Origin of the sequence: Sulfitobacter aestuariivivens (assembly GCF_014763045.1) — a bacterium.
Classification (GTDB): Bacteria; Pseudomonadota; Alphaproteobacteria; order Rhodobacterales; family Rhodobacteraceae; genus Sulfitobacter; species Sulfitobacter aestuariivivens.
In genome coordinates this window covers 543,129-556,897 of the sequence record NZ_JACTAG010000002.1, presented here as the reverse complement: position 1 = coordinate 556,897, position 13,769 = coordinate 543,129, and the positions used below count along the sequence as shown (strand labels likewise).

Below are 13,769 nucleotides of genomic sequence, written 5' to 3'. Positions count from 1 at the left end.
TTGTGTGAAACCTTTGACTTAGCTGGCTGGGGGCTTTACCTCCCGACCTTGATGTTATCGCTAACAGTTGGCCAGAATCGCCCGGCTGACGGACAAGGACGCACCATATGAGACGCCTGCGCAATGTAAAGATCGTTGCCACCCTCGGCCCTGCTTCGGACACCTATGAGATGATCGAGACGCTGCACAAGGCCGGCGCGGACGTTTTTCGGCTGAACATGAGCCATGGCAGTCACGATGAAATCCGGGCCAAGCATGCACATATCCGCAAGGTCGAGGAAACCACCGGCAGCACCATCGGTATTCTGGCGGACCTGCAAGGGCCCAAGCTGCGCGTGGGCGTTTTTGCAGGCGACAGTGAGCATCTGGATGAGGGGGCCGCCTTTCGGCTGGATCTGGATGACGCGGAAGGGGACGCGACCCGTGTCTGCCTGCCGCATCCCGAGATCTTCGAAGCATTGAAGCCGGAGGCGACTCTCTTGGTCAACGATGGCAAAATCAGGCTGCGGGTAGATGAGTGTGGAGCGGATTTCGCAAACTGCACGGTGATCACAGGGGGCACGATTTCCAACCGTAAGGGCGTGAACGTGCCGGATGTCGAATTGCCGCTTGCCGCGCTGTCGAAGAAAGATCGCGCCGATCTGGAATTCGTGGCTGAGCTTGGGGTGGACTGGCTGGCGCTCAGTTTTGTACAGCGGGCTGCTGACGTGGAAGAGGCGCGCGCGCTGGTCAAAGGGCGCGCCGCCGTTTTGTCAAAGATTGAAAAGCCCAATGCGGTCGATCGGTTCGAGGACATTCTGGCGGCGAGCGACGGCATCATGGTCGCGCGTGGGGACCTGGGTGTTGAACTGCCCATCCAGAACGTACCGCCGATCCAGAAACGGCTCGTGCGGCGGTGCCGCGCCGCTGGCAAGCCAGTGATTGTTGCGACCCAGATGATGGAAAGTATGATTGAGAGCCCCATGCCGACGCGCGCCGAAGTCAGCGACGTGGCGACGGCGATCTATGAGGGGGCTGACGCCGTGATGCTGAGTGCTGAATCCGCAGCGGGCCAGTATCCGGTCGAGGCTGTGACCACGATGGACAACGTCGCCACCGAGGTCGAACAGGACCCGACGTACACCCAGATCATCGAATCCTCGCGCGTGGCGGACCGGATGACCGTAGCGGACGGCATCGTCGCTGCCGCGCGCGAGATCGCCGAGACGACGGACATCAAGGCGATTTGCTGTTTCACTCAAAGCGGCACCACGGCGCTGCTGACAGCGCGGGAACGCCCGCGTGTGCCGATCATTGCCCTGACCCCATTGATCGAGACCGCACGCAGGCTGGCGCTGAGCTGGGGATGTAACTGCGTAATGACCGGCCGGCTTGACCGCTTCAAGATGGCGGTCATTTCCGCAGCGAAGGCTGCGCGCGAAGAAGGGTTTGCCGATCAGGATGACCATATCGTCGTCACCGCCGGTGTGCCGTTCAACACGCCGGGCAGCACGAATATCTTGCGTGTGGCCCCGTGCGACGAACGTTTGATTTATTCATCCGATCCGGAGTAACATAGGCGCAGAGTTTAAGTTTTTAGGAGGTTTAGTGTGGATCCCGATCTGGCACTGGTAATTGGTTTGATCATTACCGCGTTTTCAATTCCTTCCATCTTATCGGCATTTTCGGACCGCCGCGCGCCAAGGGCGTCGGCCGTGACGATCCTGATCGGTGGTGGGTTGATCCTATTTGCAATGAGCAGAAAACCGGGTGGCTATTCTTTGCAGGAGATACCGGACACTTTTCTTAGGGTTGTGTCACACGTCATACCGTAGGGCAGGTGGTCAGACCTGCCTTGTCGAGAGTGATGTAACGCGTTGTCGCAAAGGTCTGGTGGGCAATCGTGAAACTTCTGCTGCTGTAACGGTCCGACCTGCGGAACGGTTCACGCAGACCCCTTGCCAAACCCCTGCAACCCTCCTATACGCCCCATCTGACCTGCGCGGCCGGCCACAAGTGGCATGCCGAGTCGCGTGGCAACCTCAGACGACAGGAGATGAAAATGCCCAAGATGAAGACGAAATCGAGCGCCAAGAAGCGCTTCAAGATCTCGGCGACCGGCAAGGTCATCGGCAGCCAGGCTGGCAAACAGCATGGCATGATCAAGCGGACAAACAAGTTCATCCGTAACGCACGTGGCACGACAACCCTGTCAGAGCCCGATGCAAAGATCATCAAGGGCTTTATGCCCTACGACCGCTGATAAGGAGATTTTGACATGAGCCGTACCAAAGGGGGCACAATTGCCCACGCCCGCCACCGCAAGATCGTCAAGGCCGCAAAAGGCTATTACGGTCGTCGCAAGAACGTCTTTAAGGTCGCCACGCAGGCGGTCGACAAGGCCAACCAATACGCCACCCGTGACCGCAAGAACCGCAAGCGGAATTTCCGTGCGCTGTGGATCCAGCGGATCAACGCAGCCGTGCGCAGCCATGACGAGGCGCTGACCTACAGCCGCTTCATCAACGGTCTGAACCTGGCCGGTATCGAAGTGGACCGCAAGGTGCTGGCCGATCTGGCTGTGAACGAACCCGAGGCCTTTGGTGCCATCGTGGAAACCGCACAGGGCGCGCTGGCGAAGTAAGCGATTCAAGACTCAAAACCAGACTTGAAAAAGCCGCACCTTCGGGGGCGGCTTTTTTGTTTTATTGCTTGGGGTTGTCAAATTCATTAGCGTCCAGCCACGCCGTCGCGCGAGGGAAGCACGATTTTCGGATGGATTGACAGATACGCCAGGATTGGCATCGGGGACCTGCCGAAGGCCGACAGATCATCGCGCTATGCCTACAATATGCTGTGTCTGGTCGGAAGCATCTCATCCGTACTCTACATGGTCATGTACGGTTGGATGGGTCTCTACCCCATGGCCGTTGCTTGTATTCCTGCTGCAATTGTTGTCCCACTCTCGCCGGTTTTGGCGATCTACAGAGAACGTCTGACCCTGATTTTCACGGTTGGCACCCTTTTAGTGGTTTTTAGTTTGCTGACCTATTTTGCCGGGCGTGACACCCTGCTGCATCTGTTCATCGTGCTGGTCGTTTTGAACATAGTCATACTGCGCGGAACGCGCGCGCCTACCGAAGCTGCTCTCGCGTCGCTGGTTTCTACAATGGTTGTAGTAGCATGCCACTATCGTTTTGCCGTACCAGCCCTCGGAGATGCGATCACGCCGCGTTTTACTGAGAATCTGGCCGCACTGAATATATTTGCGCTGGGTCTAATGCTGGTGGGCGCGTTGCTCTCGCTGTCCTATCAGGTACGCGCAGCACAGGATGCTTTGACGGCGGAACATGCGCGCTCTGAGGCGCTGTTGCTCAATCTGTTGCCTGAGGAAATTGCGGTGCGTCTCAAAGATCGCCCTGGTGAAGTCATCGCAGATGGGTTGCCCGCCGTGACGTTGCTGTTTGCGGATATCGCTGACTTTACGCCGCGATCGGCGCGAATGTCGCCCGCTGAACTGGTGAACTGGCTCAACCGCATTTTCTCAACGTTCGACCTTTTGACAGCCGAGCGGGGGCTGGAAAAGATCAAGACCATCGGTGATGCCTACATGGTCGCCGCTGGGCTGCCCGTTGCGCGAGAGGATCATGCCCACATCATTGCGGACATGGCGCTGGCCATGCAGGCGGAGGTCGCGCAGTTATCGGAAGAGTTGGGCGAGCGTATCGCCCTGCGCATCGGCATCCATTCCGGCCCCGCCGTTGCCGGGGTGATCGGCACCTCCAAGGTGTTCTACGACGTCTGGGGCGACACGGTGAACACCGCCAGCCGCATGGAAAGCCATGGGGAGCCGGGGCGAATTCAGGTGACGGCCTCCACCCGTGCGTTGTTGGAGGGCCACTACCAGTTCGAGCGGCGGGGGCCGATTGAGATCAAAGGTATTGGTCAGATCGAGACATGGTGGCTCGAAGCGGGGCGCTGACCAAGAAAGTATTTGGACGGCTGGGGGATGAAAGAGGCGTTCCCACGGGGGGGGCGGCCCTTTTCATTTGACAGTTTGCCCGCAAGTCGTTGCAGTGGAGCGCATTGGGTGGGCCGGATTTGTTAGAAACAATTAAGAAGTGGTTTTTCGCGGAAGCGGAGTACGGTCTTGACGCCTTGCCGGAACACGAACGGTCAGGGCGCTATGCTTTCAACCTGGCCACTCTGATGGGCGGCATCGCTACCATACCCTATGTAATCGCCTATTTTCTGGCTGGGGCCACATTGCTTGGGTTCGTTGTTGCGCCGGTCATGTTAAACGTGCTGGCTCCCCGTATCATCGCGCGCATGCAGCCATTTTCGGCGCTGTTCCTGATCGGGTCGGTCTTCATAACCTGTTTCGTGACAGCCACCTATCTGACAGGGGCATCCTCTGGCCTGTACCTTTTCATGCTGCATGGGCTTCTTTCCCTTGCGCTGCAACAGGCCTCGCTCACGCGCGGGCAGATGGTCCTTTTGGTCAGCCTTGTCTTTTCTGCGATTGCGGCCTCGTACCTGCTGTTTCCGAACCCGTCTGGCCTGTTGGACGTTGGCGAGACCTTCAACAGGATCGTGTTTTTCAGCACGCTCACGGTTATGTCTCTGCAAATATTCGTGATCCTCTATTCGATGTCGCGGAAAGTAACCGAAGCCGAGGCGGCCCTTGCTGCTGAGCATGCGCGCTCTGAGGCGCTGTTGCAGAATCTGTTGCCTGACAACATCGCGGCCCGCCTCAAGGACCGGCCCGGCGAGGTGATCGCGGACGGGTTGCCTGCGGTGACGCTGCTGTTTGCCGATATCGTGGATTTCACGCCGCGCTCGGCCCGGATGCCGCCGGAAGAACTGATCGGCTGGCTCAACCGCATCTTTTCGGCGTTCGATGTGCTGACGGCGGAGCGGGGGCTGGAGAAGATCAAGACCATCGGCGACGCCTATATGGTTGCAGCCGGTCTACCGGTCGCGCGGGAGGATCACGCGGCGGTCATCGCGGATATGGCGCTGGCGATGCAGGCCGAGGTGGTGCGGCTTTCGGAAGAGTTGGGCGAGCCTGTCGATCTGCGTATCGGTATCCATTCGGGTCCGGCCATTGCAGGTGTGATCGGGACCTCCAAGGTGTTTTATGACGTCTGGGGCGACACAGTGAACACCGCCAGCCGGATGGAAAGCCACGGGGAACCGGGGCGCATACAGGTGACGGAACCGACGCGGTTGCTGCTGCAGGACGCGTTCGCATTCACCGAACGTGGGCCGGTTGAGATCAAGGGCGTGGGCATCGTTAAGACTTGGTGGCTGGACGGGCCCCGCGCCTGACGCTTTGGACAAGCCCTATTCTGTTTGCGGCTGTGGCTCTTGCGGCATCTCGATCCGGGGGCCCTCGCGGGTCAGGGTGATCTGCGCGCCTGTTTCAAGCTCTTCGTTGTAGGCCAGGCCGACAGCTTGACGTACATGACGGGTTTCCAGTGACCAGACCTGCGGCAGGTGGGCGTCAAAGTAGTCGCGGATCAGTCTGTTCGGGATGTCCCGCATTTGCATGCGGATATCGTTGATCTCATCCTCGCCCTCGCGCGGGAAAGCGCCAAAGCTGTGCGCGAAGGCGCCGAGACAATAGTCGAGGATCCGGTTAATCTCGATCGGGTCGCGGTCGCTATAGTCGATCATATCGCGCAAGGCTTGTTCAAACAGTTCCGGGTCAACCATGTGGATCGCATGTTCGTCACGGTGCAGAATACCCATGTAAAAGGCGGCATAGGCCGCTGTGCCTGCCTCTGTTTCGCTGGCGGCGATGGCCTTGCGGGCGGCAACTTCGATCTGGGCATAGTCGCCGTACCAACGCGGCAGCAGGTGGAAGGCATATTGCCCCATGATGTCCCAGTTCAAGGGGTCCAGTGTGCTGTATGTGTCGTAGGTGTCTTTCAGCGCGCGTTCAGCATCTTCAAGGTTGGGGGCGATCAGATGTTTGGTGGCTGCGACAAAGGCGCTGTCCAGTGTAAGGGCGTCAAAGGGTTCCATGATCTTTTCGGCGCGGGAGATGTGCTTGGCATAGCCGTCCCAGCCTGCGTCGGTCACGGCATCGGCGAAGTCCCCGCCGCGCAGCGCCCAGGCCATGTCGAGATGCGCACGGGCCAGAATACCGGCGAGGTAGGGATCATCCTTGCGGCCCGCAAAGGCGGTTTCGAGGCGCAGCAGTTCCGCGTCGTCGATGTCGCTGATCTGCATGGCGGCGCAGTCTTCGAATTCGGTCATCTCTTGAAGGTGATCACCGCGCGCACCAAGCGCTGTGACAGCGGTAAGGCGGCTTGCGCCAAACGTCGCACGGCGCCTGTCAAAGCTGGCCATCAGTTTCGTCAGGTCTGCCCAGCGGCCTTCCCGGGACAGCATGTGTGCATGTTCCTCAAGGGCCGCCAGCGGATCGAGTGCATCATCGACCACTTCAAGGCTCAGTTGTGCGTCAAGCTGCGCTTCGCTGATGGCCAAGACCGGATCAGGGTATTTGAAGTGATCGCGGACCATACGCACGATGGTTGTCGGTACGATGAAAAGCATCATCACGAAGTTCAAAGCCACCCGAACCGGGTACGGTAGGCGCGGGAAGATGCTTTGATAGCGGTACACGATAGCTTGCATGAAACGACCTATGGTTGCCAGTATTCGCGCCTAACGTGCGGTACGAAAGGGGCGCAAATGGGGCTTGGTCGCGGTAATTGCGCGGCCTTCGGAGGCGGCTATGCGGCGCCTGTTAGGTCGAAACCTTTGGTCCATAAAGGGGTTTCGGCGTGCTACACCCCCTCTGGCTCCCCTTCCACGCTGTAGGATGCGGGCAGGTTCGGAAGGGGCTTTTTGAGCCCCTCAATCCGGTCCACGACAGAGCGGTGGATGCGCGCGCCTTCGGGAATGTGGCGCGGCTCCATCAGGGGCAGGCTGAACCCGGCCAGACTGGCGCGGCGCGATCCACTGGGTTTCGAACGCGGCACGAATTCGAGCAGCTTCCAGCCAAACGACATCGAATCCTGAACCTTGGCGGTCGGATCGGGTTTGACGTATTTGTCATCCGCGCCCAATACCAGCCGGTCGATCAGTTTTTGATTGAACCTGAGCCCTGCCTCGCGCGCCTGATCGATAAGCCATGCCAGGGGCAACTTGGCCAGCGCGGATTTCGCCTCGGGATAGCCCCCGCCGACGTCGCCGTGCACGCCGCTGAACCAAACCTCGCGTGCATCCTGTGGTTTTTCGCCGGCCTTGTTAAAGCGGTTGGGTTCGAAGGTTTGCCCCTCGGGCCAAAGCTGCGGGCGAAACATCGTACGGCGTTCATCGATGGCGACCGCATGGCGCACGATCTGCACCGATGGGTTGCGCGCGGTATGCGCCTTGTTGCGGATACGCGGCAGGCCTTTGCCGCTTTCAATAACGGAAGATACTGTATCAAAGAGCCCCAGAAACCGGATCACGGGGCGGTGCGGCTGCATCATGCGTTCATGAAGGCGTAATTCTTCGAAGGCTTCCTTGCGGTCGTCCTCCCCGATCCGTTTGTAGGCGCGATAGGCATAGTCCAGCAGGTTCAGGTTGCGCTTTTCCATCATGCCGAACGCATGCAGGAACCCCGCAAGGATGCGCGCGCAATACGCCCCGCGCGAAAAGCCAAAGATGTGGATGCGGTCAGGCGTCCCGTTGACATCGATCTCGTAGTTCTCGACCAGAAAGCGGTAGGCTTCCTTGACGTTTGCATCCAGCCCCCAACCGGTTGCCATGCCCCAGACCTCGACGGTCTTGCGCCATGTCCGGCTCCACGCGTTTTCTGCGCCGAATGTGCCAACGCCGGGGTCATAATAGACCACCTGATCTTCCAGCTTTTGCAGCGTGCCATAGAGGCGCAGGATGTTAGATCGCCGCGCGCCGATTTCATTCGATGTCCCGTCCAGCAGGATCACAATATCCTTGGGCATGGCCTGTTCCTTGCTAAAACATGCGGCAATTCCACCATAGCGTGCAGCATCTGGCAATGGGGGATATCCTGACCCCACTCTTGTATCTGGCCCCGGTTCTGGTAGCACGGCAGCGAACTGAAATATCGAGGCCGCTATGGACGATCTCAAGCAAAAATACCTGACGCAGATTGCCGATGCCGCCGATGAGGCCGCGTTGGAGACGATCCGCGTCACCGCGGTGGGAAAAAAGGGTGAGGTCGCGCTCAAGATGCGCGAGCTGGGCAAGATGACGCCCGAAGAGCGGCAGGTTGCGGGCCCGGCGCTGAATGCGCTGAAGGACGAAATCAACTCCGCACTTGCGGCCAAAAAGGCTGCCCTCGGTGATGCAGCGCTGGACGAACGGCTGCGGTCTGAATGGCTGGATGTGACGTTGCCATCGCGGACACGTGGCCAGGGGACGATACATCCCGTTTCGCAGGTAACCGAGGAATTGACCGCAATCTTTGCCGAGATGGGATTTTCCGTGGCCGAAGGGCCACGGATTGATACCGATTGGTACAACTTTGATGCGTTGAACATCCCCGGTCACCATCCCGCACGCGCGGAGATGGACACGTTTTATATGCATCGCGCCGAAGGCGACAATCGGCCGCCGCATGTGCTGCGTACCCATACCAGCCCGGTTCAAATCCGCACGATGGAGGCAGAAGGCGCGCCGTTGCGCATCATCTGTCCCGGCGGTGTCTACCGCGCTGACTATGACCAGACACACACGCCGATGTTCCATCAGGTCGAGGGGCTGGCCATCGACAAGGACATCTCGATGGCGAACCTGAAGTGGGTGCTGGAGGAATTTTTTGCAGCATTCTTCGAGATTGACGGCATCAAGACCCGGTTCCGCGCGTCGCACTTTCCGTTCACGGAGCCCTCGGCAGAGGTCGATATCCAGTGTTCGTGGATTGATGGTCAGCTGCGGATCGGCGAGGGCGATGATTGGCTGGAGGTTCTGGGGTCCGGCATGGTGCACCCCAACGTCCTGCGCGCTGGCGGAGTTGATCCAGATCAGTGGCAGGGCTTTGCCTTTGGCATGGGGATCGACCGGATTGCGATGCTGAAATACGGCGTGCCGGACTTGCGGGCATTCTTTGATTCAGACCTGCGCTGGCTACGGCACTATGGCTTTGCAGCGCTTGATCAGCCGAACCTGCATGGCGGGTTGAGCAGGTAAGTTACGGTAGAGGCAGGCATGGTCGGCGCAATACGCAGCGTCTGCAGCTTGCCTTTAACCCCATTGCGCAGTGCGACCTAATTCGTATGGTGAGCGGGTCGCCCACCCTGCAGGCCTTGCCATGACCCATATTCTCATCATCGACTCTGACACCGCAGAAAAGAACGCGGGCAACCTTGCCAATGGCGACCCGACCACCGGCGCGGGCTATGCCAATGCGCTCCGGGCGTGTCAGGATGATGTGAAGACGACAATCGTGGCCCCATACGATGGTGATGAAGTCCCCCCACTGGACGGCTTTGACGGCGTCGTTTTCACCGGCTCGGGCGTTGCGTGGAGCACGGATGACGCACGTGCAGCGCCGCTGGCCGCCGTGATGCGGCGCGTTTTCGACATGGGGCTGCCGACGCTGGGCTCGTGCAACGGGATGCAACTGGCGGCCAGCGTTCTGGGGGGCAGTTCGCAGGCCTCTCCCTTGGGGCGCGAGGACGGGCTGGCGCGGGAAGTGACACTGACCGAAGCAGGGCGCGCGCATCCGTTCCTGAAGGGTCGCGAGGATGGCTTTGCGGTGCCATGCGTGCACAGGGACGAAGTTGTCCGTCTGCCGGACGGCGCCGTTTTGCTGGCCGGAAATGCGCATTCGCAGGTGCAGGCCTTTGCCTATGAAAAGGATGGGATCAAATTCTGGGGGGTGCAGTATCATCCGGAATTCGATGCTGATTACATCGGACGCATGGTGGATGACGGTCGCTGGCCTGCCGATCAGGCGCGCGACCTGCAACAGGCCGATGAGGACCCAGCGGCAGCGGCGCGTCTGAACATTCGCCCGGGCGATCTGCGCCCGGAGGTGCGTCTGACCGAACTGCGAAACTGGCTGGCGGCTTTGTGAGGTGACATCGCGCGCGTCCTGCGCCAGGTCTTGGCGATGATTTCACGCATTCTGCTCGCTTTGATGTTTTTCACGGTCCTGCCACACACAGGACAGGCGCAGGACTGTGGACTGGAGGTAGCCTGCCGGCTGGGCGACCGATCCTATCACGTCAGATTGCCGGACGATTGGGATGGTACAACCCCGATGCCCGTCCTGCTGCACTTTCACGGATGGCAGCGGCAAGGCGGTCTGATTGTGAAGCATCAACGTATTTCGGGCCATACGCGCCGCCGGGGTGTCCTGCTGATCGCGCCAAATGGGCAGGGGCGGACCTGGGATTTCTGGGATGCGGGGACGGATGATGTGCCCTTTGCGGCAGCGGTCATCGAAGACGTGGCCAAGCGCTATCCCATTGATCGCGCACGTCTGTATGTGTCGGGCTATTCCTACGGATCAGCGATGGCATGGCGATATGTCTGTCAGAACGGCAATGATGTGACCGCCCTGCTGGCGATTTCAGGGACCATCCGTGCAGAGGATTGCCCGCAGGCCCCGCGTGAGGTTCGCCAGGTTTATGGGTTCAATGATACGGTAATGCGACTGCCCTTTGGGCCAGACCAGAATGAGACGCGGCCGGTGGATATGTGGCTGGATCTTCTGGATTGCGGAAACGCGCAAAGGAAAGGCGCTTGGCAGGCCGTGGACTGGTTGACACTGGATCGTCGCGTCTGGGACGATTGTGCCAATGGGCGCAAAGTGACGCTGGATCTGCATCCCGGCGGGCATTTCATCCCGCACGGCTGGATCGGATGGCAGTTGGATCAACTGATGGGGCGGGTACCGACGTACCCCTAGCCGGTGTTGAAACTGCGGCCGTTTGCGGATACCGACAGCGCTGAACAGACGCACGAGGTTTCCGCGATGAAATTCACCCTGTCCTGGCTCAAAGAGCATCTGGATACCACCGCTTCGGTGGACGAGATCACCTATGCCCTCACCGACCTTGGGTTGGAAGTTGAGGGCGTCGAGGATCGCGGGGCGAAGTTACGCGATTTTACCATCGGCTACGTCAAATCGGCTGAAAAGCACCCGGATGCAGATCGTCTGCGGGTGTGCCAGGTCGAAACGGATGAGGGTCTCAAGCAGATCATCTGTGGCGCGCCCAACGCCCGCGAGGGGATCACCGTGGTCGTGGCCAAGCCAGGCGTCTATGTGCCGGGCATCGACACCACCATCGGGGTCGGCAAGATCCGCGGGATCGAAAGCTTTGGCATGATGGCGTCAGAGCGCGAGATGGAACTGAGCGAAGAACACGACGGGATCATCGAACTGCCCTCGGGCGAGGTCGGAGACAGTTTCGTAGATTGGCTTGCCGAAAATGATCCCGCCAAAGTCGATCCGGTGATCGAGATCGCGATCACCCCCAACCGCCCCGATGCGCTGGGCGTTCGCGGGATTGCGCGAGATCTGGCGGCGCGGGGGCTTGGCAAGCTCAAGAAGCGCACTGTGGACGCAGTTGAAGGGCAGTTTCCCTGCCCGGTCAGCGTCACGATCGACGCCGATACGCGGGATCAATGCCCGGTGTTCTTCGGCCGGGTCATCCGCGGTGTGACCAATGGCCCGTCGCCGGAATGGTTGCAGGACAAGCTGCGCGCCATTGGCCTGCGGCCCATATCGTTCCTTGTGGATGTGACAAACTTCTTCACTTACGACCGCAACCGCCCACTGCATGTCTTTGATGCGGACAAGATTGCGGGCAACGCCCTGCGTGTTCACCGCGCTAAGGGTGGTGAGACAATGATGGCACTGGATGAGAAGGAATATACCTTTGCTGAAGGGATGACGCTGATCTCGGACGTGGAAGGTGTCGAGAGCATTGGTGGCGTCATGGGCGGAATGTACTCTGGCTGCACGGCTGAGACCACGAATGTGTTCATCGAAGCTGCGTATTTCGATACCGTGCGCACCGCCTATACTGGCCGTGCGCTCAAGATCAATTCGGACGCACGGTATCGCTTTGAGCGGGGGATCGACCCTGAATGGACACCATACGGAATCGAACACGCCACGCATATGATCCTGGAACACGCAGGCGGTGAGGCCTCCGAAGTCGTGGTTGCGGGGAAAATTCCTGACACATCGCGTGCCTACAAGCTGGACGCGGCGCGGGTGCAGTCGCTTGTGGGAATGACCATCCCGGAAAGTGTTCAGCGGCAGACACTGGTGGCGCTCGGGTTCCGCCTTGAGGGCAATATGGCCCATGTGCCCAGCTGGCGACCCGACGTGCAGGGCGAGGCCGATCTGGTGGAAGAGGTGGCACGCATTGCGTCGCTGACACAGCTTGAAGGACGGCCCCTGCCGCGCCTCACATCCGGCGTGCCACGCCCGATCCTGTCGCCTGCGCAACGACGCCAGACCGCAGCGCGGCGGACCTGTGCCGCGCTTGGGTACAACGAATGCGTGAGCTACAGTTTCATCGACAAGGCGGCGGCAACCCTCTTTGGCGGAGGTGACGATGCGACCATGCTGGAAAACCCCATTTCCAGCGATATGAGCCACATGCGGCCTTCCTTGCTTCCCGGTTTGCTGCAGGCAGCAGCGCGCAATCAGGCGCGCGGGTATGCGGATTTGGCCCTGTTTGAGGTTGGCCCAGCCTTTGATGGCGGCGAGCCGGGGGAACAGCGCACTCAGGTTGCCGGTCTGATCGTTGGCCGCACCGGCCCCAAAGACGTGCACGGCGCGTCGCGCCCCGTCGACGTCTATGACGCCAAGGCTGATGCAGAGGCCGTGCTGGCCGCAATGGGTGCGCCTGCGCGCACACAGATCATAAGGGGCGGGCCGGATCACTGGCACCCCGGACGGCATGGAATGATTTGCCTGGGCCCAAAGAAGGTATTGGGCATCTATGGCGAGGTGCATCCGCGCGTGCTGACTGCTCTTGACGTCAAAGGGCCGGCGATGGCCTTTGTCCTCTGGCCTGAAGAGGTCCCCTTGCCGCGCAAGGCCGGGGCCACGCGCGCAGCGCTTCAGATCAACGATCTGCAGGCGGTCGAGCGGGATTTTGCCTTTGTGGTGGATGCAGAAGTAGAGGCGCTGACGCTGGTTAACGCCGCCATCGGCGCGGACAAGGCTTTGATCGAAGAGGTACGTGTCTTTGATGAATTCATCGGCGGCAGCCTGGGTGAAGGCAAGAAATCTTTGGCGATCACTGTGCGGATACAGCCCTCTGAAACAACGCTGAAGGACGCGGATATTGAAGCCGTGGGCGCCAAGGTCATCGAGAAAGTCACCAAGGCGACTGGTGGCGTGCTGCGCGGGTGACAGGCGGCGTGCGCCGTGCCGTGCCCGGCGATGCGGTCGGGCTGACCGCGTGCATTGACGCAGCCTATGCCCCCTTTGCGCATCTTGACCTGCCGGATGTTTCTGGGGGTGTGCCAGAAGACATCGCTTCCGGGCGTGTCTGGGTTTGTGAGGTTGACAGAGTGCTGACTGGTGGCATCATCGTGTCACATCAAGGCAGCGTTGGGCATCTTCGGAACGTCGCGGTTTCTCCTGAGCGCGCGGGTCAGGGCATCGGGACCCGATTGATCGAGACCGCCATCGCGCATCTCAAAGAGAATGGCGTTGAGATGGTCAATCTGGCGACCCATTCTGGAATGCCGCAAAACCTGGCCTATTACGCGCGGCTGGGGTGGTCCGAGACGGGTCGCGAGGGCAATAAGGTCATGATGCAGCGCGTGCTTTGAAC

General features: G+C 60.0%; 12 protein-coding genes. 10 read left to right on the top strand and 2 right to left on the bottom strand.

Annotation, left to right across the window (positions count from 1 at the left end):
- Positions 1-107: 107 nt before the first annotated feature.
- From pyk to H9Q16_RS12555, 5 genes are all read left to right on the top strand, one after another.
- Positions 108-1,553, top strand: coding sequence for a pyruvate kinase (pyk, locus tag H9Q16_RS12575; RefSeq protein WP_191075777.1), 1,446 nt, complete (start codon positions 108-110; stop codon positions 1,551-1,553).
- A gap of 488 nt (positions 1,554-2,041) precedes the next feature.
- Positions 2,042-2,242: a 50S ribosomal protein L35 gene (gene rpmI, locus H9Q16_RS12570; RefSeq protein ID WP_191075776.1), complete on the top strand. Its 201-nt coding sequence runs from the start codon at positions 2,042-2,044 to the stop codon at positions 2,240-2,242.
- A gap of 15 nt (positions 2,243-2,257) precedes the next feature.
- Positions 2,258-2,623, top strand: a complete 366-nt coding sequence (gene rplT / locus H9Q16_RS12565) for a 50S ribosomal protein L20 (protein WP_191075775.1) — start codon at positions 2,258-2,260, stop codon at positions 2,621-2,623.
- A gap of 207 nt (positions 2,624-2,830) precedes the next feature.
- Entirely contained in the window at positions 2,831-3,961 is a 1,131-nt protein-coding gene (locus tag H9Q16_RS12560; RefSeq protein WP_191075774.1) for an adenylate/guanylate cyclase domain-containing protein, read from the top strand.
- A gap of 119 nt (positions 3,962-4,080) precedes the next feature.
- Positions 4,081-5,310: an adenylate/guanylate cyclase domain-containing protein gene (locus H9Q16_RS12555; protein WP_191075773.1), complete on the top strand. Its 1,230-nt coding sequence runs from the start codon at positions 4,081-4,083 to the stop codon at positions 5,308-5,310.
- 15 nt (positions 5,311-5,325) lie between these two features.
- On the opposite strand, the gene H9Q16_RS12550 is transcribed toward H9Q16_RS12555, so the two are convergent.
- The gene (locus H9Q16_RS12550; RefSeq protein ID WP_191075772.1) at positions 5,326-6,624 is read right to left on the bottom strand and encodes a hypothetical protein; all 1,299 of its coding nucleotides are present in this window, start codon (positions 6,622-6,624) and stop codon (positions 5,326-5,328) included.
- 152 nt (positions 6,625-6,776) lie between these two features.
- Complete coding sequence (locus H9Q16_RS12545) at positions 6,777-7,940, bottom strand: DUF2235 domain-containing protein (protein ID WP_191075771.1); 1,164 nt, start codon at positions 7,938-7,940, stop codon at positions 6,777-6,779.
- Between the two features lie 136 nt (positions 7,941-8,076).
- Between H9Q16_RS12545 and pheS the strand changes: the two genes are divergently transcribed.
- From pheS to H9Q16_RS20645, 5 genes are all read left to right on the top strand, one after another.
- Positions 8,077-9,150: a phenylalanine--tRNA ligase subunit alpha gene (gene pheS, locus H9Q16_RS12540; RefSeq protein WP_191075770.1), complete on the top strand. Its 1,074-nt coding sequence runs from the start codon at positions 8,077-8,079 to the stop codon at positions 9,148-9,150.
- Between the two features lie 121 nt (positions 9,151-9,271).
- Positions 9,272-10,039 carry a type 1 glutamine amidotransferase gene (locus tag H9Q16_RS12535; protein ID WP_191075769.1) on the top strand — a complete coding sequence of 256 codons (768 nt, stop codon included), beginning with the start codon at positions 9,272-9,274 and terminating at the stop codon, positions 10,037-10,039.
- A 36-nt stretch (positions 10,040-10,075) separates the two neighbouring features.
- The gene (locus H9Q16_RS12530) at positions 10,076-10,876 is read left to right on the top strand and encodes a CE1 family esterase (protein ID WP_191075768.1); all 801 of its coding nucleotides are present in this window, start codon (positions 10,076-10,078) and stop codon (positions 10,874-10,876) included.
- 66 nt (positions 10,877-10,942) lie between these two features.
- On the top strand, positions 10,943-13,342 hold the full coding sequence (pheT, locus tag H9Q16_RS12525) for a phenylalanine--tRNA ligase subunit beta (protein ID WP_191076790.1): 2,400 nt from the start codon (positions 10,943-10,945) through the stop codon (positions 13,340-13,342).
- Between the two features lie 8 nt (positions 13,343-13,350).
- Complete coding sequence (locus tag H9Q16_RS20645; protein ID WP_216859415.1) at positions 13,351-13,767, top strand: GNAT family N-acetyltransferase; 417 nt, start codon at positions 13,351-13,353, stop codon at positions 13,765-13,767.
- The last annotated feature ends 2 nt before the right edge of the window (positions 13,768-13,769 follow it).